The 25921-nt window shown below is 62.4% G+C and carries 19 protein-coding genes; 5 read left to right on the top strand and 14 right to left on the bottom strand.

Annotated features, from left to right (window positions below):
- Positions 1–10: 10 nt before the first annotated feature.
- The 4 genes from DFR34_RS00665 to DFR34_RS00650 all read left to right on the top strand — a co-directional run bounded on the left by DFR34_RS00665 (position 11) and on the right by DFR34_RS00650 (position 4214).
- Positions 11–1942 (top strand): SIR2 family protein, encoded by a 1932-nt coding sequence (locus tag DFR34_RS00665; RefSeq protein WP_146215017.1) that lies wholly within the window; start codon positions 11–13, stop codon positions 1940–1942.
- Positions 1943–1997: 55 nt separating this feature from the next.
- Positions 1998–2447: an NfeD family protein gene (locus DFR34_RS00660; RefSeq protein WP_146215016.1), complete on the top strand. Its 450-nt coding sequence runs from the start codon at positions 1998–2000 to the stop codon at positions 2445–2447.
- 3 nt (positions 2448–2450) lie between these two features.
- On the top strand, positions 2451–3383 hold the full coding sequence (locus tag DFR34_RS00655; RefSeq protein ID WP_110389223.1) for an SPFH domain-containing protein: 933 nt from the start codon (positions 2451–2453) through the stop codon (positions 3381–3383).
- A gap of 261 nt (positions 3384–3644) precedes the next feature.
- Positions 3645–4214, top strand: a complete 570-nt coding sequence (locus DFR34_RS00650) for a HupE/UreJ family protein (RefSeq protein ID WP_110389222.1) — start codon at positions 3645–3647, stop codon at positions 4212–4214.
- A gap of 203 nt (positions 4215–4417) precedes the next feature.
- Here DFR34_RS00650 and DFR34_RS00645 read toward each other — a convergent pair whose 3' ends face one another.
- From DFR34_RS00645 to DFR34_RS00630, 4 genes are all read right to left on the bottom strand, one after another.
- A complete protein-coding gene (locus DFR34_RS00645; protein ID WP_110389221.1) occupies positions 4418–5347 on the bottom strand; it encodes a DUF808 domain-containing protein in 930 nt (309 codons plus the stop codon).
- Between the two features lie 80 nt (positions 5348–5427).
- Positions 5428–7023, bottom strand: coding sequence for a GMC family oxidoreductase (locus tag DFR34_RS00640; RefSeq protein WP_110389220.1), 1596 nt, complete (start codon positions 7021–7023; stop codon positions 5428–5430).
- Positions 7020–7610: a hypothetical protein gene (locus DFR34_RS00635; RefSeq protein ID WP_146215015.1), complete on the bottom strand. Its 591-nt coding sequence runs from the start codon at positions 7608–7610 to the stop codon at positions 7020–7022. The genes DFR34_RS00640 and DFR34_RS00635 overlap by 4 nt, the downstream gene beginning before the upstream one ends.
- A 33-nt stretch (positions 7611–7643) precedes the next feature.
- Positions 7644–9074 carry a coniferyl aldehyde dehydrogenase gene (locus DFR34_RS00630; RefSeq protein ID WP_110389218.1) on the bottom strand — a complete coding sequence of 477 codons (1431 nt, stop codon included), beginning with the start codon at positions 9072–9074 and terminating at the stop codon, positions 7644–7646.
- Positions 9075–9191: 117 nt separating this feature from the next.
- Here DFR34_RS00630 and DFR34_RS00625 point away from each other — a divergent pair, with 117 nt between their 5' ends.
- Entirely contained in the window at positions 9192–10412 is a 1221-nt protein-coding gene (locus tag DFR34_RS00625; protein ID WP_110389217.1) for a vWA domain-containing protein, read from the top strand.
- Between the two features lie 63 nt (positions 10413–10475).
- Here the strand turns inward: DFR34_RS00625 and DFR34_RS00620 are convergent, their stop codons facing one another.
- The 10 genes from DFR34_RS00620 to secD form a co-directional block, all read right to left on the bottom strand.
- Positions 10476–10892, bottom strand: a complete 417-nt coding sequence (locus DFR34_RS00620) for a VOC family protein (protein WP_110389216.1) — start codon at positions 10890–10892, stop codon at positions 10476–10478.
- A 193-nt stretch (positions 10893–11085) separates the two neighbouring features.
- On the bottom strand, positions 11086–12147 hold the full coding sequence (locus DFR34_RS00615) for an NAD(P)H-quinone oxidoreductase (RefSeq protein WP_245906772.1): 1062 nt from the start codon (positions 12145–12147) through the stop codon (positions 11086–11088).
- A 482-nt stretch (positions 12148–12629) separates the two neighbouring features.
- Positions 12630–13790 (bottom strand): restriction endonuclease subunit S, encoded by a 1161-nt coding sequence (locus DFR34_RS00605; RefSeq protein ID WP_110389215.1) that lies wholly within the window; start codon positions 13788–13790, stop codon positions 12630–12632.
- Positions 13787–15337, bottom strand: a complete 1551-nt coding sequence (locus DFR34_RS00600; RefSeq protein WP_110389214.1) for a type I restriction-modification system subunit M — start codon at positions 15335–15337, stop codon at positions 13787–13789. The genes DFR34_RS00605 and DFR34_RS00600 overlap by 4 nt, the downstream gene beginning before the upstream one ends.
- A gap of 8 nt (positions 15338–15345) precedes the next feature.
- Positions 15346–18849 carry a DEAD/DEAH box helicase family protein gene (locus DFR34_RS00595; protein WP_211309247.1) on the bottom strand — a complete coding sequence of 1168 codons (3504 nt, stop codon included), beginning with the start codon at positions 18847–18849 and terminating at the stop codon, positions 15346–15348.
- A 206-nt stretch (positions 18850–19055) separates the two neighbouring features.
- Positions 19056–20021 (bottom strand): tRNA (adenosine(37)-N6)-dimethylallyltransferase MiaA, encoded by a 966-nt coding sequence (gene miaA / locus DFR34_RS00590; protein WP_110389213.1) that lies wholly within the window; start codon positions 20019–20021, stop codon positions 19056–19058.
- A 13-nt stretch (positions 20022–20034) separates the two neighbouring features.
- The gene (gene mutL / locus DFR34_RS00585) at positions 20035–21945 is read right to left on the bottom strand and encodes a DNA mismatch repair endonuclease MutL (RefSeq protein WP_110389212.1); all 1911 of its coding nucleotides are present in this window, start codon (positions 21943–21945) and stop codon (positions 20035–20037) included.
- On the bottom strand, positions 21942–22583 hold the full coding sequence (locus DFR34_RS00580) for a DedA family protein (RefSeq protein WP_110389211.1): 642 nt from the start codon (positions 22581–22583) through the stop codon (positions 21942–21944). The genes mutL and DFR34_RS00580 overlap by 4 nt, the downstream gene beginning before the upstream one ends.
- A gap of 528 nt (positions 22584–23111) precedes the next feature.
- A complete protein-coding gene (secF, locus tag DFR34_RS00575) occupies positions 23112–24047 on the bottom strand; it encodes a protein translocase subunit SecF (RefSeq protein ID WP_110389210.1) in 936 nt (311 codons plus the stop codon).
- A 16-nt stretch (positions 24048–24063) separates the two neighbouring features.
- On the bottom strand, positions 24064–25884 hold the full coding sequence (gene secD, locus DFR34_RS00570; protein ID WP_110389209.1) for a protein translocase subunit SecD: 1821 nt from the start codon (positions 25882–25884) through the stop codon (positions 24064–24066).
- Positions 25885–25921: the final 37 nt, after the last annotated feature.

Below are 25921 nucleotides of genomic sequence, written 5' to 3'. Positions count from 1 at the left end.
ATTTTATTTCATGGAAAGTACGCAAAAAATCGTGTTCTGGTTTGGCGCCGGCGTTTCCATTCCCAGCCATATGCCAGGAGGAGAAGCGCTTACTTGGCATTGGTTGGAACATCACCTGCCTGTCACGCACGAGATGGCGCTGCTGCATCAGCTTTATCGAGAAGCCCACCAGAGCTTGGGTAAAACCATGCCTCGACTGGAAAAGGTGATTGAGGACTGTCTGTGGGCCATGGGGCCAGACTGCCTGGCCAATCTCGAGATTTTTCATCACTGTGCGCCAAACTGGATTCACCACCAAATCGCCGAGATTATTTTACGAACTCAAAGCTGGGCAATCACCACCAATTTTGATCAGGCTGTGGAAGCGGCGGCCGGCCACCGTATCCCTGTCATCACCCCCAGTCAGCATCCCCTGTCAAACTGGGGCTTGCTGAAACTACACGGCAGTATCGAAGAGCCGCTGCCCACCTTGGGTCATTCCATCAGTAATCTGGAGCCAGGCTTGCCTCCCTCCCTGCGTGATGCGCTACTGGCACTGCTGGACGACCCTGATGTGACGCTGATTGTTCTAGGCTACAGCGGCAGTGACTATTTTGACATTACCCCTTTGTTTTTACAGCGTATTCATCAAGGCAAACTTTTTGCTGCGCATTTATGCTGGCTAGCCTGGCAAAACGATCTGGACAACCGGACACAAGAAGAACAGCTGGCGAATTTACCAGAAGGTGCACGCACGTTCTGCGCTGCATTTGCGCCCGAACACCGCGAAATTCTAGGCGGTCCCACCGAATACACGCTGGCTAGGGCGCTGAAGCGCGCACCATTTATAATCAACCAGCCATCCGCCGCCTTCGACTGGAAAAAAGGCTGGAAAGAACGCTACACACCCACGCTGGCCCAACGCCAACGTTTTGCGGCCAAATGGTATGCCAGCATGGGGTGTGGCGCACACTCGTTACGCTGGTTAGCGCCAAGTGCATGGGCTCCGGGCAGCTTGGCAGGCAAAGACGCCCGACTGGCGCTGAACGCCTTGCGCGATCAAGGCTGGTACGAAGCAGAATACCGTTTGCGTCAGCAGCTTGTTCCAGACGATACCGCAGCAGACCGTCGCCAATGGCAACGCATGCATGCAGCGAGCCTGCGCTTGTCTGGCAGATGGCGGCGGGCAGCCTGGCAATATTGCCGCATGCTATGGCAACCTGCGGTGCAACCAGCACATGCCAAGGCTTTACAACGCGAGCAACAGGCGGGCTGGATGGAAGCAGGCATTTTTTTTCAGAGTGCGGCCATTCATCTGTTACAGAAGCCGGCGCCATATGATCTCTGGAGTTGCATTCAGGTGTGGCTGTGCCGCCTGGCCATCCGCCATAGCTTGGTGCGGGTGGATGCGCGGCATGAAGCGCCAGCCCTTCAGGATGCTCACATGCGTGCAGTCATGATGCGATTGATTTGCTTCATGCATACACCAATGCCTCGCTTGGTGGCCTGGCTGGAACGAAATCGCTCTTGGCAAGACATTTGGCCGCCACCGCCCGCGCAAGCCAGGGATCACGCATACCGGGAAACGGACAGTTTTTTGGGAACCGTCAACAATTTGCGGAATATTGCGCAGGAAATCACGGCAGCCTGGCAAACACAAGGCTTTAATCCACACAACTCAGCGATAACCCCACCCGTGTCCGTGGTCGTGCGTCTCTTGCAAGACTCTTTGCAACTGGCTCAACAGATTGGCGACTCGCCTGGGCAATGCAAAGCTGCCCGGGCTCTGGCCAAATTGACCACAGAAAATGCCGAGCCTCTGGAAGCGTGGGCGCAAAAAGTTGAATACGCACAATATGCACAAGAGCAGGATTTTATGCATAAATATCAATTAAATGTATCGCTGACAGCCAGAATACGTCACAAAATACGCACTGCCGCCATCTGGCTGCATTGGCGTTGATTTTTTGACATATTGCTTTTCGATATATCAGCAAGCCCTGTCTGGAGTCATGAACATGCTGATCAGCTCAAGCATATTTTGGTGGCTGGCTGCCCTGCTGGTGGCCATGTTGGAGGTTTCCAGTGGCTCGTTTTACCTGTTGGCGGTGGCGCTGGGGCTAGGCAGCGTTGGACTGGGACTGTTTCTGGGCCTGGGCTTGCCGCTGGCCCTGTCTGCCGGCAGTATGGTCATGGCGCTGGCCGTGCTGGCCGTAGCGCGCTGGCGGCAGCGGCGCATCCTGCCCAGCATGGTGGATGATGACACCGGGCAAGAGGTGCAACTGACCTGGCTGGCCGCCGACAACCCGCACCAGGGGCGGGTGCGTTATCGCGGCTGTGAATGGGACGCCGAGCTGGACTACACCGGCGCCCCGCCCTTGCCCGGTGTGCACGGCTGCATCACCGGCCGGCATGCCAACCTCTTGCGGGTGCATTTTGCCCCGCCGTCTGAACACCAGGAGAAATAAGCCATGGAAAGTCTGTTGCCGGTTTTGGTGCTGTTTGTGCTGGTGGGGGTGGTGATCCGCAAAACGGTGATTGTCATCCCCCAGCAGCATGCCTATGTGATTGAACGGCTGGGCAAGTATCACGCCACGCTGGTGGCCGGGCTGAACTTTGTCATTCCGTTTGTCGATCGCCTGGCCTATCAGCACACCCTGAAAGAAGTGCCTTACGACGTGGACCCACAGGTGTGCATCACCCGCGATAACTCCCAGGTGAAAATCGACGGGATTCTGTATTTTCAGGTGACCGACGCGCGCATGGCGTCTTATGGCACTTCCAGCTACACCATTGCCATCGAACAATTGGCCAAAACCACGCTGCGCTCGGAAGTGGGCCAGCGCGATCTGGACAAACTGCTGGAAGAACGCTCGGCCATCAATAATGCCGTGGTGGCGGCGCTGGACGAAGCCTCGCTGGGCTGGGGCGTGAAGGTGCTGCGCTACGAAATCAAGGACATCGTGCCGCCAGAATCGGTATTGCAGGCGATGGAAATGCAGATCACCGCCGAGCGGCGCAAGCGCGCGCTGATTGCCCAGTCCGAAGGTGAACGCGCCCAGGCGGTGAATGTGGCTGAGGGGCAAAAAGCCGCCATGGTGGCGCAATCAGAGGGCGAACGTCAGGCCGCCATCAACCAGGCCGGCGGCCAGGCCGAGGCCATCCGGCTGGTGGCGCAGGCCAATGCCGAAGCGATTGCCAGCGTGGCGCACGCACTGGAACAACAAGGCGGCGACCGTGCCGCTGCGCTGAAAGTGGCCGAGCAATACGTGGCGGCATTTGGCCAGATTGCCCGTCAGGGCACCACGGTGGTGATCCCCAGCAATCTGGCCGATCTGGCCGGGCTGGTGCAAGGCGCGTTGTCGGTGTTGCCGAAAAAATCGGCAGATTCCAGTCAGGGCTGAGGGAACAGCTGGCGAACTCAGGCAAGTGCAAAGTTGGTTTTCTGTTTTTTGGCAAAACGCACACCATTTATCCGCCTTGTGACGCCATGATGCGCACCGACGGCCGACAAGCCGCTGATTGCGTGTGGCTTGTCTGCCGCCAGCCAGCCGCCGCCGCCGCGCCCGGGCTGGCACGGTTTGTGTTTGCCTGATGCACGGCTTTCGGCTCCGCGCCGAAAAAATCAACGATCACACCGCCTGATCCAATAAGAGGATGACACCGTGAAGCTTCGCAACGCCCTTGCCCTGGCCGCCGTGCTGGCCGCACCGCTGGCCCATGCCCACACTGGGGCACATAGCCATTTTGATCTGTTTGCCGGCCTGAGCCATCCGCTGTCTGGCGCCGACCATCTGCTGGCCATGCTGGCTGTGGGCATCTGGGGCGCCATGCTGGGCGGCGCGGCTCGCCTGGCCCTGCCGGCCAGCTTTGTGCTGGCCATGCTGCTGGGCGGCGTTGCCGGCCATCTGGGCATGCCATTGCCGGCCATCGAAACCGGCATTGCCTTGTCGGTGCTGGCGCTGGGCCTGCTGGTGTCGCTGTCGGTGCGCATGCCCACCGTGCTGGCCATGGCGCTGACCGCCGGCTTTGCCGTGTTCCATGGCTTTGCTCACGGTGTTGAAGCCCCGGCCGATGGCAGCTTCTGGCTGTATGGCGCCGGCTTTGCCGTGGCCACCGCCGCACTGCACGCCGCCGGCTTTACCCTGAATCAGCATCTGACCAGCACCGCCCGCCGCGTGCTGGGCGCAGGCGTGGCCGCCACGGGTGGCCTGCTGCTGAGCGGCGTACTGTAAGCAACGCTAAGAGCGGCTAACAAAACCCAGCAAAGCGATCCTGGCTAGGCGCACGACCGCAGACAGTCCGGGTAGTACGGCAAGGTCGTGCAACAACGCCAGGAGGGTTTTGTTAGCCGCTCTAGCACATCGCCCAACAAAAAACCCGCACGGCCAGAGCAATCCGGCCGCGCGGGTTTTTTTATGCAGACGCCAAGCAGCGCTTAGCCGCGCTTGAACAGCTTGCCGCCGAATGTCACCACCGCCAGCGCCAACGCCCCGGCCAGCACGCCCAGTACCGCATCCAGCACGGCCGGCGCCGCCCAGGCCAGGCCCGCGCCCACCGTGGGCAGGCTGGCGACGCTTTCGACCAGATGGTGTATCACGTCATGCATGCCCGGCAGGCCGTGTGCCAGAATGCCGCCGCCCACCAAAAACATCGCCAACGTGCCCAGCACGGTCAGCAGCTGCATCAAACGCGGGGCGGTCAGCAGCAAGAGCTTGCCCAGCGCGCGCGCCACCGCGCCGCCCGTGCGATGCAGGTACAAACCGACATCGTCCATTTTGACAATGGCTGCCACCAAGCCATACACGCCGATGGTCAACAGCACCGCCACACCGGCCAACACCGCGCATTGCATGGTAAAACTCTTGTCGGCCACCGTACCCAGGGCAATGACGATGATTTCAGCCGACAGCACAAAATCCGTGCGAATGGCTCCTTGGATTTTGTCTTTTTCCATGGCCACCAAGTCCACCTGCTCATCGGCCACCGCCGCCAACTGGCGGGCATGCTCGCTGGCGTCTTCTTCGGCGCCGTGCAGCCATGAGTGCGCCAGTTTTTCCACACCCTCAAAACACAGATACAGCCCACCCAGCATCAGCAAAGGGGTAATCAGCCACGGCGCCAACGCGCTGATGGCCAGTGCGGCCGGCACCAGAATCGCCTTGTTTTTCAGCGACCCCACCCCCACCGCCCACACCACCGGCAACTCACGCTCGGCGCGCACCCCGTTGACCTGCTCGGCATTCAGCGCCAGATCGTCGCCCAGCACCCCGGCGGTTTTCTTGGCGGCGACTTTGGTCATCACTGCCACGTCGTCCAGCAAGGTGGCGATATCGTCGAGCAAGGCAAGCAAACTGGCCCCGGCCATGGGTATTCCTCAAAAATAAAAATGGAATGGCATGATAGCGCAGGCGAGCCGGATTGGGGTTGGGATGGCGCGTGTGGGTATTATCCGTGGCCCAGGGTTTGCGCCAGTTTTGTCGCATTGCGCAGCGCCAGCGCATACACCGACAACTGCGGGTTGGCGCCAATGCTGGTGGGAAACACCGAGCCATCCAGCACCGACAGATTGCGCATGCCCCAGCAGGCGCCGTCGGCGTTGACCACGCCACGGCTGGCGTCCTTGCCCATCATCGCTCCGCCCATCACATGTGCGCTCACCCAGCGCGCACGCAGGATTTCCAGCGGCAGCTGGCGAATCGCCTCGCGTGCGTCGGGCCAACTGCGGTAGGGCACAGCGTCTTCGTGAATCGGCAGCACCTGGCGCGCGCCGGCGGCAAATTGCAGCTCGGCCATGCTCAGCCAGGCGCGCCGGGCCGCCTCCCACAGCGGATCGTTCAGCGAATAGGCCAGCCGGGCGTGACCGTCGTCGTCCAGGCTGACTTCGCCACCCTGGCTATCCACATGAAAACCATCGCGCAATAGCGCCAGCATCACATGCAAGTGCGGCATTTGCCGCATCAGCGCGGCGTGGCTTTCGCCCAGGCCGGTCAGCGTCACCGAGGCCAGCAGCGGGTGCACGGGCGGGGTTTCCAGCTTGTAGCCCAGCGGGCCGTCGATCTCTTGCGTGTGCAAAAAATGATCGCTGTACACGGTTTGCGGCGCGCCATGCCAGGCGTCAACGCGCTCGGCAAACAGCGCGGCAGACAGCACGGTGGGGTGCAAAAAGGTGCGCTTGCCCAGCCGGCCAGAGGCATCCGGCAGGCGGCTGCGCAGCAAAAGCGCCGGGGTGTTGATGGCGCCGCCAGCCAGCACATAGTGACGGGCGCGCACCGTGATGCGCACGCCATTGGCGCGCAGGCCGGCGCTGTCCAGCGCCTGGCATTCCAGCCCGCTCACCTCGCCAGCGGTCAGGTTCAGCCGCCAGGCGCGGCAGCGGGTCAGCAGCCGCGCGCCAGCGTCCAGCGCGGCGGGAATGGTGGTCACCAGCATGGATTGCTTGGCGTGGGTGGGGCAGCCCATGCCGCAATAGCCCAGATTCCAGCAGCCTTTGACATTGCGGCGGATGCGGCCGTGGCTGATGCCCAGCTGCTGGGCGCCGCGCGCCAGCACGGCGTTATTGGCGTTGGGCGCTTCTGGCCAGTCGTGAATCGACAGGCGGGTTTCGATCTGCTCAAACCACGGGCGCATCTCGGCCTCGGTCAGCGGCAGGTCGTAACGCTCGTGCCACACCGCCAGCGTGCCCGGCGGCGTGCGGAATGACGATGTCCAGTTTACCGTGGTCGAGCCGCCCACCGCGCGGCCCTGCAAGATGGTGATGGCCTTATCCTGGGTTTGCCGCGCCGCGCACGCCTGATACAGCTGCGGGTAGGCGTCGCTTTCCAGCAGACGAAAATCCCGACCCAGCGGCAGCGGGCCTTCTTCGATCAGCAGCACTTTCAGCCCGGCCTGGCTCAACACCTCGGCGCTGACCCCACCGCCGGCACCGGTGCCAATAATCACCACATCGGCTTCATAGTGGGTGTCAGCGCGCAGGGTGGACGCATCCACCACCTGCCAGCCACGCGCCAGACCGGCGGCAATCGGATCGGCAATGGTGCTCATGCTGCGCCCTCCGCCAGTTTCCATTGCACTGGCGGGCCGGGGTAGCCCACCGCCGCCTGGCTGGCCGGCATGGCGTACCAGCCGGCGCACACCAACTGATGCAGGCCCTGATAGCCGGCGCGCAGCAGCTGAAAGCGGCTCTCCCGCCAGCGATACAAAAAGCCGCGAATATCGTCCTGCTCAGCGCGCGCCCACTCCTCACGCAGGCCCACCAGCAAACGCCGGGTGGGCGGAAAAATCAATAAATCCAGCAATTGGCTGATTTCTGCCTGCACCGGCGCCGGCATGGCGGCAATCGCGGCGTCGATGGCGCGCACCAGCGCATGCTGCGCGCCCAGACGCGTTTCTTCCGGCTCGGCCGGCGGAAACGCCGAGCCCAGCATCACCGGGGCGATGGCCGCCAGCGCGGTGGCGGTGCGCGGGTTCAGGGTTTTCAGCTGTTCGGCCTCGGGCACCTCGGCCAGCCGCATGCGGGCAAACGGGCCGTACACCAGCCGCGCCGTCAGCAGCACGGCGCCGCCGGCCAGGCCGACGCGCAGAAACTGGCGGCGGGTCAACAAGGGAGTAGATTTTTTTGCAGTGTGCATGGGTGATGAGCCTGAATCAAAAACCGGGGATGCTCAACGCAGCATCAGCGCTTGCAGCCAGCGCGCCAGCCGGCCATACGGCGGGCGCAGCCAGGGCATGGCGTTCCAGCGCGATTGGTAAAGCACCGGCTTGAGCTTGCTGAACGTCAGAAAGCCGTCATGGCCATGATACTGCCCCATGCCAGATGCGCCCACCCCGCCAAACGGCAGCCCGTCCTGCACCACATGCAATAAGGTGTCGTTGACCACCACGCCGCCAGCGATGGTCTGGCGCAAAACAGCCTGCACCCGCTGGCGGTCATGGTCAAACAGATACAAGGCCAGCGGGCGCGGCCGGGCGTTGACATAGGCCAGCGCGGCTGGCCAGTTCTCGTATTCCACCAGCGGCAAAATCGGGCCAAAAATTTCTTCGCGCAGCAGTTGGCAGTCGGCGGGGACGTCCCACAGCAGATGCGGGGCCATCTTGCGCGCGGCGGCCAGCGCCGCCTCGCTGTCCGGGCCGACACAGGCGTGCGTTTGCGCGCCAGCGGCGCGCGCCTCGGCCAGGCCGTCGTGCAGGCGCTGCCAGTGGCGCGGATGAATGATGCTGGTGTAATCCGGGTTGTCGGCCAGCGTCGGGTAGCTGGCGGCCACCGCCTGGGCAAAGGCGCGGACAAACTCGGCGCGCGCGCCGCGCGGCAGCAGCACATAATCCGGCGCCACGCAGGTTTGCCCGGCGTTCAGCAGCTTGCCCTGGGCAATGCACGCCGCCGCGCGCGCCACATCGTGGCCGGGGGCAATCAAGACCGGCGACTTGCCGCCCAGCTCCAGCGTCACCGGGGTGAGCTGGGCGCTGGCCAGACGCATCACCTCGCGCCCCACGGCGGTAGAGCCGGTAAACAGCAGGTGGTCAAACGGCAGACTGGCAAAAGCCTGCGCCAGCGCCACCTCGCCCAACGCCACCTGCGCCTCGCCGCCCGGCAAGGCCTCGGCCAGCAGCGTGGCCACGGCGGCGGCGGTGCGCGGGGTGTATTCGCTCATCTTGATCAACACTCGATTGCCCGCCGCCAGCGCATCCACCAGCGGGCCCAAGGCCAGATACAGCGGGTAATTCCACGGCACGATCACCCCGACCACTCCCAAGGGCTGCGGCAACACCTGAGCGCGCGCCGGCCAAAACCACGGGCTGACGCCGCGCCGCTGCGGGCGCATCCAGCGGCGCAGATGCCGGCGGGCGTGGTCGATGGCCAGCAGGGTAGGGAACAGCTCGGCCATGCGCGTTTCGTCGGCGCTGCGCTGGCCAAAATCGGCCGACACCGCCGCCGCCAGCGCGCCGGCATGGCCTTGCAAGGCGGCGCGCAGGGCCGCCAGCCGGGCGCGGCGCTCGGCCCAGGACGGATAAGGCGCGGCCTGCCAGGCGGCGCGGGCCGTGCTCAGGGCGTGGTTCAGCTCGGCCGGGGTGGTGAGCAGTGGGGCGCTGGGCATATGGTATGCTCCTTTGGCGGGTGGCAGATGCAGGGCATCTGCCTGCAACACAGAATTAGAGTTCATGCTCTAAAATTGAGAATAAACGATCGTTTTAACCCCGACAAGGGCTGCGCCATGTTCATCGAGTTTTTTCTTGCCCTGCGCGCCGCTGGCGTGCCGGTCAGCCTTAAGGAATTTTTGCTGCTCTTGCAGGCGCTGCAAGCGCGGCTGGCGTTTGCCAGTCTGGACGACTTTTACTATCTGTCGCGCGCCGCGCTGGTGAAAGACGAAAAATGGTTTGACCGCTTCGACCGGGTGTTCGCCAACCACTTCAACGGCGCCAGCTGGGACCTGGAAAACCTGCAACGCGACATCCCGGAAGACTGGCTGCGCAAGCTGGTGGAAAAACACCTGAGCGAAGAAGACAAAGCCGCGCTGGAAGCCATGGGCTTCAAGCAACTGATGGACACCCTCAAGCAGCGACTGGCCGAACAGCGCGAGCGCCATCAGGGCGGCAATAAATGGATTGGCACCGGCGGCACCAGCCCGTTTGGCGCCTATGGCTACAACCCGGCCGGGGTGCGCATCGGCCAGGATGGCTCACGCCACCGCCGGGCGGTGAAAGTGTGGGATCAGCGCGAATTTCGCGATCTGGACGGCGACAGCGAGCTGGGCGCGCGCGGCATGAAAATCGCCCTGCGCCGGCTGCGCCAGTTTGCCCGCGACGGCGCCACCGAAGAACTGGACATCGACGCCACCATCGCCGCCACCGCCCGCCAGGCCGGCCTTTTGGACCTGCGCTACCATCCCAGACTGCACGACAGCACCAAGGTGTTGCTGCTGCTCGACATCGGCGGCTCAATGGACGACCACGTGCACACGGTAGAAACCCTGTTCAGCGCGGTGCGCAGCGAATTCAAACACCTGGAGCACTTTTACTTTCATAACTGCGTGTACGAAAGCCTGTGGAAGCACAACGCCCGCCGCTGGAACGAACGCACCCCCACGCTGGACATGCTGCACACCTACGGCCGCGACTATCAGCTGATTCTGGTCGGCGACGCACGCATGAGCCCCTATGAACTGGTCTACCCCGGCGGCAGCGTGGAACACCACAACGAAGAAGCGGGCCAGGTGTGGCTCAAACGCCTGCTGGCCCACTACCCGCACGCCGTGTGGATCAACCCCTGCCAGGAAGCGCACTGGGACTACAGCGAATCCACCCGACTGATCCATCAACTGATGGCCGGACGCATGTGCCCGCTGACGGTGGAAGGGCTGGAGCGGGGGATTCGGATGTTGAAGCAAAGCCGCCTTGGCGTAGTGCCCGAAGCTCAGCGCAGCGGTCCTGGCTAGGCGTGCGGCCGCAGACAGTACAGGTGCCGCGCAACGACGCCAGAAGGGTTTGGTAAACGACGCTCAGCGGCTGAGCGCCTGCTGCGCGTCACCATGACACACCGCCTCCAGCCGGTTGCCAAACGGGTCGCGCACAAATGCCGCGTAGTAATCGGCGTGGTAATGCGGGCGCAGCCCTGGCGGGCCGTCGTCTTCGCCGCCATGCGCCAGCGCGGCGGCATGAAAGGCGCGCACCTGGGCGTGGCTGGCGGCCTTGAAGCACCAGTGCCGGCCAGGGTCGGCGCTGAGCGGGGCGGCGCTGGCGCGCACGGTGAGGTAGCTGTGGCCGGGCTGGCTGCGGTCGCAGCGCTCGCCGTAGCCGATGGCGTCGGCGTGGTCGTACACCACCTCCGCGCCCAGTGCGTTGAAGATGGCGTGGTAAAACGGCCGGGCGCGGGCTAGGTCGGGCACGCTGAGAGAGACGTGGTCAAGCAGTTGCATGGTGGGCTCCTGAGTGATCAACCGGGCTGGGCGCGACTGATACAACTTGCGGGCTTAAGGGCCGCTCACCTCCTGGCGTTGTTACGCGACCTTGCCATACTTGTTTGTCACCTACAGGATCGCTGCGTCTGGTTTTGTGGACAGCGCTTAAAAGGACAGCGCAGCGCATGCCGGCGTGTGTTTGCCCTCGCCATCAGGCCAGCAACATCACCTTGCCCTTATTGTGATTGCCCTCCACCCAGGCATGCGCCTGGGCGGCGTCGGGCAGGGCGAACTGCCGATCCAGCGTCCAGCGCAGCTCACCGCGCACAAACGCCGGCAGGATATGTTCAGCCAGCGCGCGCGCCAGCGCCGCCCGGCGTGCCAGCGGCTGGCTGCGCAAGGTGGAGCCCATCACCCGGATGCGCTTGACCAGCAACAGCCCCAGATTCAGCATGGCCTGCGCGCCGCCCATCACCCCAATCACCACCAGCCGGCCATCCTGGTTCAGGCATTGCAGATGGGCGTCCAGATAGGGGCCGCCCACGCAATCCAGCGCCACATCGGCGCGGCCCAGTGCGCGGATGGCGGCGGCCAGGTCCGGGGTTTCGCGGTAATTCACCACGGCATCCGCCCCCAGCGCCTGACAAAACGCCGCTTTATCGGCGCTGCCGCAGGTGGCGATCACCCGCGCGCCACGCCAGCGTGCCAACTGGATGGCCGCCGCGCCCACGCCGCTGGCCCCGGCGTGGATCAGCGCGGTTTCTCCCGCTTGCAGATGGGCCACGTCCATCAGGTTCAGCCAGGCGGTCAGCCAGGCTTCCGGCAGGCTGGCAGCCTCGGCCCACGACCACGCCGCCGGCTTGGCCAGCGCCTCGTCGGCATTCACCAGCGCATACTCGGCATAGCCGCCGCCGGGAATCAGCGCCAGCAGCGCATCGCCCGGCGCCCAGCCACTGACGCCTTCGCCCACTGCGTCCACCTCGCCGGCCACTTCCAGGCCCAGAATCGGCGACGCGCCCGGCGGCGGCGGATAGCGGCCTTCGCGCTGCACAATATCCGCCCGGTTCACCCCGGCGGCGCGCACGCGCACGCGCAACTGGCCGGGGCCGGGCACTGGCCGCGCGGTTTCGCCCCAATACAAAGTGTCCGCCCCACCGGGGGCGTGTTGCAGCATGGCGTGCATCTGGGTGTGCATGGGATAGCCCGACAAAAAAATGACAATGCCAGATGCTACCCCCGCCCACTGGCGCGCGCCAAGCGTCGTCTCAGGCATGGGCTATGCGTAGGCAATGGTAAGAATCTGGAGCGGTCAGCTCGACAACACACGCCCCAGCGCAGACCGAGGCGTGAATACGGCTTTCGCCAGCAGCGCTGCACAGCAAACTGTCCGCCCCAGCAGATAGCCGCCCACTGAATCCCTGCCGCCGGGGCTTACTCCGGCTCCCACGCGATGACATCCTGGTGCTCCTGATCTACCTTTACCCGCCTCAGGTCCTTGGTATTCAGCTCCAGCTTGGTGCGCGACCAGCCTTGCGCCACGGCTTACGTGGCGTACCACGCGCGCTCGGCGGGGTCGGCCAGCTTGGTCAGCAGCGTCACGATAGGAACCACGGCAATTGGGCAGCAGGCTGCTGCCCAAATTGGCTATCGGGGTAGCGCCCTGCAGCCATTTATCAAATGAACAGACTTTGCGGCCAACCTTGGCGCGGTAAACGTTGGGCTGCGTAGATTTAGGCCAAGCTACCGTGCTTGCTACTACAAGTCAGACGACAAGCCACGAAATAAATTTCCAATTGAATAATCAGACTCGAACCATTTTTTTCTCAACGAGTAAACTCGCCATACAGCATCGGCAAACCGCGACTGCAACTCATAAGGTGGAATTGGCGCGTTTGTTTCGACAAATTTGGCCTGAGAAATATTCAACATCGAGCCGCTTGTGCCAGTTGCTTTCTTGGTCAATTCATCCTTGAACTTCAAGTCGGCAAGCAAGAATTTCAAATATTCATTCCTTGCAACACCATGGAAACACGTAATCTGCCATAATTTATCTGGCAAGAATGCGCTTTCACAATCTTCTTCCACAAGACATGCCGCCGCCACCAATTCTCTCGTATTTGCCCGACTAAACAGCAAATCACCCATAACAGGAAATATCAGATCACGATCCACAATAGAAGGATCAACAACTTTTGCTTCTGCTCGCTTAAAGTAACCAGAAGAAACCGCACTTACTTTAAGTACCCCCAAAGTTCCCTCGATATATTCGGCATCTGTGCTTGGAGCGCTCCAGCCTGACTTGATTTTCTCAATTAGCGTGCCAAGAGGCTTAACTGGCCACCCCTTCGGGTTGGTGACGGGATCACCGAACATGTCGAGGAAGGTAGCGCGCAGGAAATCGTCGGCGAGGGCGATGGCTTGGGCGCGTTTGCGGCGCAGGCTGTCGGCCTTGTCGAGAATGGCGGCGATGCGTTTTTGTTCTTCGAGGGGAGGAAGATTGATTTCAATACCTTCAAGTTTTTTCTTTGTAATATGTTGCAGGCCAACTCCGCCATGAGCCTGATCGATCATCAGGTGAATACTTGCATTCAATGAATGATACAAAAACCGCTTATCAACAACTTCAGAATCAATTTTAACATTAAAGATATGCTGGTTTAAATAGGCATCACCACGTGTCCACATGAAAGCGCCAAAAGATGTGCCTGGCGTACCCGACCAAGAAAAAAGTAAATCTCCATTTTTTACTTTGTATTTCTCCTCAATAGATTTAATGCAGTAGTTGAATGACTTAGATTCATCATTCAAATTCTGGATTCGGATAATTGGAACACCAGACTCTTCCCAGTCATTCGCATTAAATGCTTTCCCATTTACAAAATCGCAGATTGCGCCAAGCTTAACTTTCTCACTCATCCCAACATCCCCTCCAACTCCAACAATTCACGCTGGATCTCTGCCTCCAGCGCCATCAGCCGCTTCAGGATCTCGCGCGGGTCCTCAAACTGTTCGGCTTCGTACACCTGCTGTTTGTAGCGGTTGATCGACAGATCATAGTTCTGCGCCACCAGGTCGGCCTTGGGCACGCCAAACGCCTGCTGGGTGCGGTCGCTGAATTCACCGTCACGGTCGCACCAGCGTTGGTATTGCGCCAGGATGTCGGGGATGTCGTTGTCTTTGATCGGCTGGCGCTTGTCGTCCAGCGAGTAGCCGTCGGCCTTCATGTCGTAGAAAAACACCTCGTCGGTGCTGCCGCCCTTGCTGAAAATGATGATGGCGGTAGAGACGCCGGCGTAGGGCTTGAACACGCCGCTGGGCAGCGAAATCACTGCTTCCAGCTGGTTGTCTTCAATCAGGTGTTTGCGCAGTTGCAGGTGGGCTTTGGACGAGCCGAACAGCACGCCATCCGGCACGATGGTGGCGGAGCGGCCGCCGGTTTTCAGCATGCGCAGGATAAGCCCAATAAATAGCAGCTCGGTTTTTTTGGTTTTCACCACGCGCAGGATGTCGGGGGCGACGTCTTGTTCGTCCAGGCTGCCCTTGAATGGCGGATTGGCCAGGATGAGGTCAAAGCTGCTTTTGGCCGCCTGCGGGCGTTTTTCGGCAAAGCCCTGGCTGAGGGTGTCCTGATAATGGATATCCGGCGCGGCCACGCCGTGCATGATCAGGTTCATGCTGGCAATGCGCAGCATGGTGGCGTCAAAGTCAAAGCCGTGGAACATGTCGTGGTCGATGTGTTGGCGGTGCTCGCCCAGCAGATCGCCGGAATACAGCGTGGTGGTTTCGGTTTCGCCCTTGTCGTTGACGAAGGTTTCGCTGTGCGTACCCGCCTCGCTGCTGTGGCTGCGCAGCAGGTAGTCGTAGCTTTCCACCAAAAAGCCGCCGGTGCCGCAGGCTGGGTCGCAGATGCGGTCGGTGGGCTGCGGCTGCATCAGCTCGACCATCAGGCGGATGATGTGGCGCGGGGTGCGAAACTGGCCGTTGATGCCGGCGGTGGTGAGTTTGCCCAGCAGGTATTCGTATAGATCGCCCTTGGTGTCGCCTTGCTCCAGCGGCAGGTTGTGCACTGCTTCAACCGCCTTGGCCAGCAGGCTGGGCTTCTGGATCATCAGTTGGGCGTCTTTCATGAAGTCGGCAAACAAGCTCGCTTCGCTACCGGAACGTTCGGCCAGCGCACGAAAGTGGCGGAACACCCGGTCGCGCACGTGCGGCAGCATGTCTTCGGCGCCGTAGTGGCGCCAGGTTTCCCAGCGGCAGTCTTGTTCGTCGTCGTTAAAACGGCGGTTGAAGGCTTTGCCGGTAAGGGTGCTGCGGCGCTCGTCCTTGCGCTCTTGCATGTCCAACAGACGCGAGTACATCAAAAAGGTGATTTGCTCGATGACGGTCAGCGGGTTGGTGATGCCGCCGGTCCAGAAGTCGGTCCAGAGGCTGTCGATTTTGTTTTTGAGTTCGCCGGTGATCATGGCTTTCCTTAATGAGGCGCCGCGCCTTGGGTTGGCCCGGCCAATGCGGGCGGTTCGCCAAAGCTGCGGATAATACCAGTGAGTTCGCCCAGTTGCTCATCGCGCGGGAAGAGCCCGCTGATGCCTTCCCCGTGGATGCTGGTGAACGGCGCTTCGAACAGCGCATCCAGGCGGATGCTGCCGGATTTGCAGATTTGGTCTTTGAGCATGCCCAAAAAGCGCAGTTGCTGGCTGTCCAGCCGGTGGCGCTGGGCAAAATCGGCAAAACGGGCTTCTACTGCTTTGGCGTCCATGCCGACGATGCTGCGCAGGATGTCCGCCAGCGGCGCGGCGGTGTCGGCATAGAATTCGCGCAGCACTTGCAGGTCAACCCCCGGATGGCGGGTGTGAATCAGGCTGTTGAGCTGGTCAAGCTCGGCATCGGTGACACGCTGGCCATCACGGATTTTTTGCAGCACCGGGCTGCTGTCAAACAAGGGGCGCAAGGCGGCCTCGACGCTTTGGCGGTAGATGGTGGCGTCCACCGAGCGGATATTGGTTTTGCGCACTTCGACATGGTATTCGCTGATGTCTTCGGCAATATCGACAAAGGTCGGGCCGGGGCCGAGCTGCGGCGCCGGGCGCTCGGCCAGGTGCATCAGCTCGCGCAGCGCCAGGCGGCTGGCTTCCAGCCGGGCAAAGTCGGGGTGATGCCAATAGCTGTCGCTCTGAATGGCCTTGAGTTCGTCGGCTTTGGCCCGTACGGCGTTGAGGTTGGGCGGCAGGCGCGCCAGCCAGGCGAGGATGTCGGCCCGGCAGGCGTTGGCTTGGTCTGGCTTGGCAATGGCTTCGTGCTGGGCATTGGCCAGCAGGATGTCCCAGCGCAGGGCATCGCCCTGGCCGCGCAGGTCCAGCGCGTTGAGCAAGGGGGCGATGGTGTCAGCCAGCATTTGGGCGGTGGCCGGCGCAAAGGCGTTGACATTGGCCGCATCGCGCGCCAGTTGCACGGCGGGCCAGTGGTCTCGCACGGCAATGGTCTGGTCGTTCAGCGCGCGGGCATCCGCCAGCAGCAGCTCGCACACGCTGGCAAAGGCGGCTGGCTCGTGGCCGCGCAGGGCGGCGTGCGCCAGCGCCAGCCGGGCTTCGTAACGACGCTGGGCCAGCGATTTGGGCGCTTTGGGTTCGGCTTCTTGTGGCTCCATTTCGTGGTAGGCAAAGTTGTTCCAGTGGTCGAAGATCAAAAATTCTTTTTTGTCTTCGCCTTTGCCAAACAGGTCAGGACACAGGCGTGTGCCACGGCCGATCATCTGCCAGAACTTGACCTTGGATTTCACTGGCTTGGCAAACACCAGGTTGACCACTTCGGGCACGTCGATGCCGGTGTCGAGCATGTCTACCGAGATGGCAATGCGCAGGGCGTGGTTTTTGCAGTTTTCGGCGCCTTTGAAGTCGTCGATCAATTGCTCGGCGCGCGATTCGTCAGAGTGGATCACCGCACAGAACTTGCCGGCCAATTGCGGATACAGCTCGTCGAACAGCTCGGCCAGCAGGCGGGCATGGCGGATATTGCGGGCAAAGATGATGCTTTTGCCCGGCAGTTGGCCATCGGCGTCACGAATGCCCTTGTCCATCAGGTTGCGCAGGATGACGCGGTTGGTGTCTTTGTTGTACACCGCCTGGTTAATGTCTTCGCCGTCGAATTCCAGCGTATTGGGGTCGATGCCCTGGTCTTCAAGCTGGGCAATCTGCTCGTCGCTCAGGTCATGGCCCTTGATGCCCTCGCGCATGAATTTGGTGGTGTGGGTGACCACACGGAACGGCGCCAGATTGCCATCGCGCACGGCGTCTTCCAGCGTGTAGTTGGCGGTGGGGGTTTTGTAGTCGCACCCAAACAGGCGGCAGGTGCTGCGGCTGACCATCTCCACCGGCGTGGCGGTGAGGCCAACTTGCAAGGCGTCAAAGTAGCTGAAGATATCGCCGTACTGGTTGTAAATCGAGCGGTGCGATTCGTCGGCAATGATCAGATCAAAGAAACCGACGTCAAAGTTTTCGTACTGGTTGATCAGCCCTTGGTAAATGCCGATGTAGATGCGGGCATCTTGCTTGGCGACTTCGTTTTTCTGGCCAAAGACATAAATGGGCTCTTTCAGGTAGTCGTTGAACGCCTTTTTAGCCTGTTTGCGCAGCTCTTTGCGGTCGCACAAAAACAGAATGCGCTTGGCCCACTTGGCTTCGATCATCAATTTGGACAGCGCAATGGCGACGCGGGTTTTGCCGGTGCCGGTGGCTTGCACGATCAGCGCCTTGCGATGCTTGCTGGCAAAGCGTTCTTTGATGCGGGTCAGCGTTTCGATCTGGTACAGGCGGCCGGCAATCTTGCCGTCAGCTTGCGCGTGTAGCAGGTCCTGCCGGTGCTGACGCTGAAAGCCAATGCGGTATTGCAGGGTGTCCTTGCTGTAAAAGCCGTACACCTTGCGCGGCGGGTAGCCCATCGCATCGTCCCACACCCAGATATCATGGCCATTGGTGAAAAAGATCATGGGCCGTTGGCCGTGCATTTTTTCCAGGCCATCGGCGTAGTCCTTGGCCTGCGCCTGCCCGGCGCGCGCGTCTTTGTTGGTGCGCTTGGCTTCAATCACCGCCAGCGGCTTGCCGTTATCGTCCCACAGCACATAGTCGGCATAGCCGATGCCGGAGGGGGTGGACTGATGCTGGACTTTGACTTCGAGGCCCACCGTGGCGCTGGTTTGCCCGCCTTGCGGCGCCTTCCAGCCTGCCCGCGCCAGATCGCGGTCGATCAGGTACTGGCGGGTGTTGTCTTCGGAGAAGTGCAGCTGTTCGGCCACATTGGCGGCCTGGTGCGCCATGGCGGCGATTTCTGCCTCAGGCGCAGGCTGGTTGGCCGCATTGATGGCGTCGCGCATGGCCTTCTCGGCCGCCCGCAGCGATTCCAGCTCGGCTAGCATGGCCTGGATTTTTGCGTCTTTGGCGGCGTTTTCTTCGGCCAGGCGCTTTTTTTCGCGCTTGATGGCCGCCTTGGTGTCTGCGCTTTCTAGGGGTGGCTCGCGAAACGCCGGAAAATCCTCGGCCTTGCCGCCGATAATCGCGACATGCAGCCAGCGCGCAATCTGCCAGGCTTCATGCAGGGCGCGGTTGGCGTCCATGGCGCGGATTTCTTCGCCATGGGCGGCGCTATTGCCCAGCTTGCGCAGCAGGTGAAATTTATCAAGCACCAGTTTGTCGGCCAGCATCGCAAAGCTGGCGTTGTTCAATAGGTCGATGAACTTGGACTGTGGCGCTTGCGGCAAACGCAGGTGGGTATAGAGGTGATCGACGATGCGCTCGGCAAAGTTGCGCAATTTGACCAGCGCGCTTTCCGGGTCGCGATGCAAATACTGCTCGGCATACGCCGCCAGATTGGCCAGATCGGGGTGGCTGGCCCGCAGGGGTTCAAAATTGATTGAGGGTAACTCTTGCATCCACGTATCTGGCATCTCGCCAATCGGGTAGCCGAATATTTGCGAGAAGCGCACCAGCCTCCAACGTTAATTGTCTGTGCTCGTCTGGCAAGCCAAGAGCCGCCCACCACAACACAACATCAGGCGCGTTTTATCCGCTGCGCTCCATGCGATGTCCTGTACTCCCTTGGCGCACCCAGATGCTGGCACGCGGCAAAGTGTGATAGCGCGGTCAGGCATAACCTGGCCAATCATACGACAAAAGAATTTTTATGGCGCTTTCAGACATTTTTTTCTGCTGCCATTTTCCACGCCCCCAACACCCGCTCCAGCACCGCCTCCCCCTCCAGCAAGCAATCCACCTCCACCAGCCCTTCCATCCCGCGCAGCCAGGTCAGCTGGCGTTTGGCCAGTTGGCGGGTGGCGGCGATGCCTTGGTCGATCAGTTGCTGGCGGTCGATGTCGCCGTCCAGATAATGCCAGGCCTGGCGGTAGCCGACGCAGCGCATCGAGGGCAGGCCGAGGTGGAGTTCCGGCCAGGCGGCGCGCAGGGCGCGCACTTCGTCCAGCAGGCCGGCGTCGAGCATTTGGGTGAAACGGGTGGCGATGCGTTGGTGCAGCACGCTGCGCTCGCTGGGCAGCAGGGCGATTTTCAGCAGCCGCCAGGGCAGCGGGTCGTGTGGGCGTTCGGCGATCAGCGCGCTCATCGGCTGGCCGGTCAGGCGGTGGATTTCCAGCGCGCGCTGGATGCGCTGGGCGTCGTTGGGGGCCAGGCGGGCGGCGGTGGCGGGGTCGATGCGCGCCAGTTCGGCGTGCAGCGCCGGCCAGCCGTGTTCGGCGGCCAGTTGATCCAGCTCGGCGCGCACGGCGGGGTTGGCGGCAGGCAGGTCGGACAGGCCGTCTTGCAGCGCCTTGAAATACAGCATGGTGCCGCCGGCCAGCAGCGGCACGCGCCCGCGCGCGGTGATTTCGGCCATCAGCAGGCGGGCGTCCTGGGTGAATTGCGCGGCGGAATAGGCGTGCGGCGGGTCGATGATGTCGATCAGGTGGTGCGGAACTTGCACTTGTTCGGCGGCGCTGGGTTTGGCGGCGCCGATGTCCATGCCGCGATAGACCAGGGCGGAATCCACGCTGATGATTTCCACCGGGATGTGGCGGGCCAGGGCCAGGGCCAGGGCGGTTTTGCCAGAGGCGGTGGGGCCCATCAGCAGGATGGCAGGCGGCAGGGGGGCAAGGGTGTCGGTCATGGTGGGGAAAGGATTACTGGCCGCGCATGAACAGGCCGTCGAGTTCTTTCATCGACAAGGCCCGCCAGGTGGGGCGGCCGTGGTTGCACTGGCCGGAGCGCTCGGTGGCTTCCATATCGCGCAGTAGCGCGTTCATTTCCGGCAGGGTCAGGCTGCGGTTGGCGCGCACCGCGCCGTGGCAGGCCATGGTGGCTAGCAGGGCGTTGCGGTGTTCGGTCAGCGCCTGGCTGCCGCCGTGTTCGCGCAACTCTTGCAGCATGGCGCGCGCCAGTGGCACCGGGTCGGCGTCTTTCAGCAGGGCCGGGGCGGCGCGCACCGCCAACTGGCCGGGGCCGAGCACGGCCAGCTCCAGCCCCAGGGCGGCCAGCGCCTCGGCGTGGTCGTGGGCGGCGGCGGTTTCCAACCGGTCGGCGGCAAAGGCCACCGGCAGCAGCAGCGGTTGCTGGACAATGGCCTGGGCGTCGAACTGGGTTTTCAGGCGCTCGTAGACAATGCGCTCGTGGGCGGCGTGCATGTCCACCACCACCAGGCCATCGGCGTTTTGCGCCAGGATGTACACGCCGAGCAGTTGGGCCAGGGCAAAGCCCAGCGGCGGCAGGGCGTCGTCGCGGCGGGTCGGCAGGCTGGCGGCGGATGGCGGTGCGTCGGGCTGGCTGGGTGTGTGATGCTCGGGCGTGCTGGCGGCCTGTTCGGCTTCGCGCACGCCGGCAAACAGGCTGGCGTAAAAGCCGCTGCCGCCGCCGTGATCGGCCACCGACAAGGGCAGGCGCGACTGGCGCGGCGCGCTGTCGTAGCGCAGGCCGCCGCCCGCGCTGCTGCCAGCCGGCCGGCGCGGCGGCGGCTCAAAGCTGCCGAGCAAGGGCGCCCGCGCGCCGCTGCCGGCAGGGGCGTCCAGCGCGTCGGCCGCGCCTTCCGTCGGGCTGTCGGCGCCGGCTTTGCTGGCGGCCAGCGCCTTGTTCACCGCATGAAAAATAAACTGATGCACCGCCTGCGCTTCGCGAAAGCGCACTTCCACCTTGGTCGGGTGGACGTTGACGTCCACGGCGGCCGGGTCCAGCGTCAAAAACAGCGCATAGCTGGGGTGGCGGTCGTGGTGCAGCACGTCGTGGTAGGCCTGGCGCACGGCATGATTCACCAGCTTGTCGCGCACAAAGCGGCCGTTGACAAAAAAATACTGCGCATCGCGGCTGCTTTTGCCCAGCGTCGGGCTGCCGGCAAAGCCGCTCAGCGTCAGGCCGGCGGCCTGGGCGTCCACGCTCAGCGCGCTGGCGGCAAAGTCATTGCCCAATAGCTGGCCGACGCGCTCGGCCAGGGTGTGCCGCGCCAGCCGCCAGCTGACCTTGCCATTGTGGCGCAAGGTCATCTCCACTTCCGGGTGGGCCAGGGCAATGCGCTCGAACGCGGCTTCGCAGTGGGCGTATTCGGTGTTGGGGCTTTTCAGGAACTTGCGGCGCGCCGGGGTGTTGAAGTACACATCGGCCACTTCCACCGTGGTGCCTTCGGCGTGCGCCGCCGGCTCGGGCGGGTGCAGCGCGCCATCCTGCGCCAGCACCTGCCAGGCCATCTCGGCGCCGGGCGGACGGCTGGTGAGGGTCAGCCGCGAGATGGCGGCAATACTGGCCAGCCCCTCGCCGCGAAAACCCAGCGTGCCGACATGCTCCAGATCGTCCAGCGAGCGAATCTTGCTGGTGGCGTGGCGGTCCAGCGCCAGGGCCAGATCGTCGGCGGCAATGCCGCCGCCGTTGTCGTTCACCCGAATCAAGCGGATGCCGCCCTCGGCCAAATCCACCGTCACCCGGCTGGCGCCAGCGTCGATGCTGTTTTCCAGCAACTCTTTCAGCGCAGCGGCCGGGCGCTCCACCACCTCGCCAGCGGCAATCTGGTTGACCAGATGATCCGGCAAGCGCTGGATGCGCGCACTCATGCCGCCCCCCGCCGCTGCCGCCAGATTTCAATCACGCCGGGCAGGATGGACACCACGATAATGCCCAGGATCAACAGGCTGAGATTGCTTTTCACCACCGGCATATTGCCAAACAGATAGCCGGCGTAGCCGAACGCACACACCCACAACACCGCGCCCAGCACATTAAAGCGGGCAAATTGCAGGTAGGCCATATGGCCCATGCCGGCGACAAACGGAGCAAAGGTGCGCACAATCGGCACAAAACGCGCCAGCACAATGGTTTTGCCGCCATGGCGAGCATAAAACGCCTCGGTGCGGTTCAGGTATTCACGCCGAAAAATCCGCGAATCCGGCTTGGCGAACAAGCGCGCGCCGGCATGACGGCCAATCTGGTAATTGCAGGCATCGCCCAGAATGGCGGCGACAATCAGCAAGGCCACCAGCAGGTGGATATTCATACTGCCCAGCGCGGCCAGCGTACCAGCCACAAACAACAGCGAATCCCCCGGCAAAAATGGCGTGACCACCAGCCCGGTTTCGCAAAACACAATCAGGAACAGGATCAGATAAATCCACGGCCCGTACACAGCCACCAACTCCGCCAGATGGCGGTCGATGTGCAGAATGAAATCCAGTAAAAAACTGACGAGTTCCATAGGCTTGGCGAGATCTCGATAACAATGGAGGCGGAAAAACGATACACAGCGCCAGACCGGCGCAGATTGGCCGATGGGGCGCTGTGGAAACTTGCCTGGGTCCCCGCCTGCGCGGGGACGACGCGGTGGAGAGGGAAACAGCAGCAGGGAAAGAGGGAAATGCGGCGATGTGATATGCAGCGCACCATCTTGAATGTTTACCCCACACAACACATTCAGACCACAAGCCGTCGCGCCTAGCCGCCGTTCACCCCCGTGTGTCGCGCCGAGCATCGCAGGAAGTCAGGGAGGTGTCCGGCCCGGCTAAGCGACGCCGCAGGCGGCGCGCCATTCCGGGGCGGCCCTGACTTTCGAGAAGCACAGGGCAGTCAGCCCGCAAGGCTGACCGCGACGCCCGGGTCGCCTTTCTTTTCCCCCTTTTCTTTGGCGAGACAAAGAAAAGGGGTCGGGTGCGGGGGGAACCCCCGCCCAAAATTCACCCCCAGCACACCCGCGCGTAGCGCGGCCCTCATGCGCCCCAACGCCCTCTCACACCACCGCTTCTTCCTTCGGCTTCACCGGCTTGATCATATGCTCGCGCTTCACCCCCAGCGCCAGGGCAATCGGGCTGGCCACCAGCACCGACGAATAAATGCCAAACACAATGCCGATGGTCAGCGCAGTGGCAAAACCATGCAGCGCCGGGCCGCCAAACACCAGCATGGCCAACACCATGGCTTCGGTCGAACCGTGGGTGATGATGGTGCGGCTCATGGTGGCGGTGATGGCGTTGTCGATCACCTGCGCCGTGGTCTTGCCGCGCATGCCGGATTTGCGGAAATTCTCGCGAATCCGGTCAAACACCACCACCGATTCGTTCACCGAATAGCCCAGCACCGCCAGCACCGCAGCCAGCACGGTCAGCGAGAATTCCCACTGAAACAGGGCAAAGCAGCCCAGAATAATCACCACATCGTGCATATTGGCCAGAATGGCGGCGACGGCAAAGCGCCATTCAAAGCGGATGGCCAGATACAGCATGATGCCGGCGCACACCAGCACCAGCGCGGTCAGACCGCTGGTCACCAGCTCTTCGCCCACCTGCGGGCCGACAAACTCCACCTTGCGCAGCTCGACCTGGGTGTTGTCGGCTTGCAGCGCGGCCAGCACCTGATTGGACAGCTGGGCGCTGGTGCGGTCTTTCAGATTGGGCAGGCGAATCAGCACATCGCGGCTGGTGCCCAGGCTTTGCACGGTGGCTTCGCCCAGCTTGAGGCCGTCCAGCTTGCTGCGCACGCTGTTGAGCTCCACCGGCTGAGTGTATTGGACTTCCATCACCGTGCCGCCGGTGAATTCCACGCTGAAATGCAGGCCCTTGCTGAACAGGAAGAACACCGACAGCAAAAAGGTCAGCAGGGAAATCGCCGTGGTGAGCTTGCCATAGCTCATGAACGGGATGTCTTTTTTGAAATGCAGCAATTCCATTCGTGCTGTTCCCTTGTTAAACCGACAGTTTGGCCACGCGGCGGCGGCTGCCGTACACCAGATTGACCAAACCGCGCGACACCATCACCGCCGAGAACATCGAGGTGAGAATGCCCAGGCAGTGCACCACGGCAAAGCCGCGCACCGGGCCCGAGCCAAAAATCAGCAGGGCCAGGCCGGCAATCAGCGTGGTGATGTTGGAATCCAGAATGGTTGCCCAGGCGTGGTCGTAGCCGGCCTTGATCGCCGCCTGCGGGGTGACGCCGTTGCGCACTTCTTCGCGCACCCGCTCGTTGATCAGCACGTTGGCGTCAATCGCCATGCCCAGCGTCAGGGCAATGGCGGCGATGCCGGGCAGGGTGAGGGTGGCTTGCAGCATGGACAACAGCGCCACCAGCATCAGCACGTTCACCGCCAGCGACACGGCCGAGATCATCCCGAACACGCGGTAGTAGATCAGCATGAAGATGGCGATGGCGACAAAACCGTACAGGGTGGAGTTAAAGCCCTTTTCGATATTGTCCTTGCCCAGGCTCGGGCCGACGGTGCGTTCTTCGATGATGTTCATCGGCGCAGCCAGTGAGCCGGCGCGCAGCAGCAGCGCCACGTCGTTGGCTTCGGCCGGGTTCATCGAGCCGGAGATCTGCACGCGGCCGCCGCCGATTTCACTGCGGATGACCGGCGCGGTGACCACTTCGGCCTTGCCTTTTTCCACCAGAATCATCGCCATGCGGCGACCGATATTGTCGGCAGTCACCTGACGGAAGATGCTGGCGCCGGCGCTGTCCAGATTGATGTGCACGGCGGCGGTGCCGTTTTCGTCAAAGCCGGGCTGGGCGTCGTTGATATTGTCGCCAGTCAGCTCGACGTCTTTCTTGACCAAAATCTTCTGCACGCCGCCACGGCCGGTGGCTTCGTCCAGCAGCTCATAGCCAGAAGGCACCAGGCCGGATTGCGCCTCGGCCACCTTGGCCGGGTCGTCTTCCACCATGCGCACTTCCAGCGTGGCGGTGCGGCCCAGAATATCCTTGGCCTTGGCGGTGTCCTGCACGCCCGGCAGCTGCACCACAATGCGGTTGGCGCCTTGCTGCTGAATCACCGGCTCGGCCACGCCCAGCTCGTTCACCCGGTTATGCAGGGTGGTGATGTTCTGCTTGACCGCGTCGGTCTGGATTTTGACGAACTCTTCCGGCTTGATGCTGATCACCAGCTTGTTCAGCGTGTCGTCGGTTTTCAGGGTGAGGTTGGGCAGCATGCGCGCCAGCACGTCTTCAGCGGCCTTCAGCGAGGCAGCGTCGCGCATGCCCAGCTCCAGGCTGTCGCCCACGCGCTTGAGCGTGCCGTAGCGGATTTTCTTGGCGCGCAGCTCACGACGGATGTCGCCGCTGTAGCGCTCGATGGTTTTATCCACCGCGGCTTTCATGTCCACTTCCAGCAGGAAGTGCACGCCACCGCGCAAATCCAGGCCGAGGAACATCGGGTGGGCTTTAAGCTTGGCGAACCAGGCCGGCGACGAGGACAGCAGGTTCAGCGCAATAATATAGTTGTCGCCCAGCTCTTGCTGGATCAGATCGCGGGCCTTGATCTGGGTGTCCGGATCGTGAAAGCGCACTTTCAGGCTATTGCCATCCAGATAAATGCCATCGGCCGGCAGCTTGGCGGCGGCCAGGGATTTTTCCACCCGATCCATCAGCGCGGTGTCGATGGCGATGGCCGAGCGGGAGGTGGACACCTGCACCGCCGGGCTTTCGCCGTAGAAATTGGGCAGGGTATACAGGGTGGAAACGATCAGCGCCACGGCGATGATCAGGTATTTCCAGAGCGGATAACGGTTCATGAGGCGCGTCAGGGAAGCGGCCGCTGCGCGGGCGCGG

It is taken from the genome of Rivihabitans pingtungensis, from assembly GCF_003201855.1.
GTDB lineage: Bacteria > Pseudomonadota > Gammaproteobacteria > Burkholderiales > Aquaspirillaceae > Rivihabitans > Rivihabitans pingtungensis.
The sequence above is the reverse complement of the archived record's forward strand: the minus strand, read 5'-3'. Positions and strand labels throughout refer to the sequence as shown.

What these genes read in the sequence shown, in the direction of transcription:
- miaA (WP_110389213.1), bottom strand. Translation starts at nt 20,021, where the DNA reads ATGACCGACACCCTTGCCCCCCTGCCGCCTGCCATCCTGCTGATGGGC.
- DFR34_RS00600 (WP_110389214.1), bottom strand. Translation starts at nt 15,337, where the DNA reads ATGATCACCGGCGAACTCAAAAACAAAATCGACAGCCTCTGGACCGAC.
- DFR34_RS00665 (WP_146215017.1), top strand. Translation starts at nt 11, where the DNA reads ATGGAAAGTACGCAAAAAATCGTGTTCTGGTTTGGCGCCGGCGTTTCC.
- DFR34_RS00645 (WP_110389221.1), bottom strand. Translation starts at nt 5,347, where the DNA reads ATGGCCGGGGCCAGTTTGCTTGCCTTGCTCGACGATATCGCCACCTTG.
- secF (WP_110389210.1), bottom strand. Translation starts at nt 24,047, where the DNA reads ATGGAATTGCTGCATTTCAAAAAAGACATCCCGTTCATGAGCTATGGC.
- mutL (WP_110389212.1), bottom strand. Translation starts at nt 21,945, where the DNA reads ATGAGTGCGCGCATCCAGCGCTTGCCGGATCATCTGGTCAACCAGATT.
- DFR34_RS00630 (WP_110389218.1), bottom strand. Translation starts at nt 9,074, where the DNA reads ATGCCCAGCGCCCCACTGCTCACCACCCCGGCCGAGCTGAACCACGCC.
- DFR34_RS00635 (WP_146215015.1), bottom strand. Translation starts at nt 7,610, where the DNA reads ATGCACACTGCAAAAAAATCTACTCCCTTGTTGACCCGCCGCCAGTTT.
- DFR34_RS00615 (WP_245906772.1), bottom strand. Translation starts at nt 12,147, where the DNA reads ATGCCTGAGACGACGCTTGGCGCGCGCCAGTGGGCGGGGGTAGCATCT.
- DFR34_RS00605 (WP_110389215.1), bottom strand. Translation starts at nt 13,790, where the DNA reads ATGAGTGAGAAAGTTAAGCTTGGCGCAATCTGCGATTTTGTAAATGGG.
- secD (WP_110389209.1), bottom strand. Translation starts at nt 25,884, where the DNA reads ATGAACCGTTATCCGCTCTGGAAATACCTGATCATCGCCGTGGCGCTG.
- DFR34_RS00640 (WP_110389220.1), bottom strand. Translation starts at nt 7,023, where the DNA reads ATGAGCACCATTGCCGATCCGATTGCCGCCGGTCTGGCGCGTGGCTGG.
- DFR34_RS00580 (WP_110389211.1), bottom strand. Translation starts at nt 22,583, where the DNA reads ATGGAACTCGTCAGTTTTTTACTGGATTTCATTCTGCACATCGACCGC.
- DFR34_RS00655 (WP_110389223.1), top strand. Translation starts at nt 2,451, where the DNA reads ATGGAAAGTCTGTTGCCGGTTTTGGTGCTGTTTGTGCTGGTGGGGGTG.
- DFR34_RS00660 (WP_146215016.1), top strand. Translation starts at nt 1,998, where the DNA reads ATGCTGATCAGCTCAAGCATATTTTGGTGGCTGGCTGCCCTGCTGGTG.
- DFR34_RS00625 (WP_110389217.1), top strand. Translation starts at nt 9,192, where the DNA reads ATGTTCATCGAGTTTTTTCTTGCCCTGCGCGCCGCTGGCGTGCCGGTC.
- DFR34_RS00620 (WP_110389216.1), bottom strand. Translation starts at nt 10,892, where the DNA reads ATGCAACTGCTTGACCACGTCTCTCTCAGCGTGCCCGACCTAGCCCGC.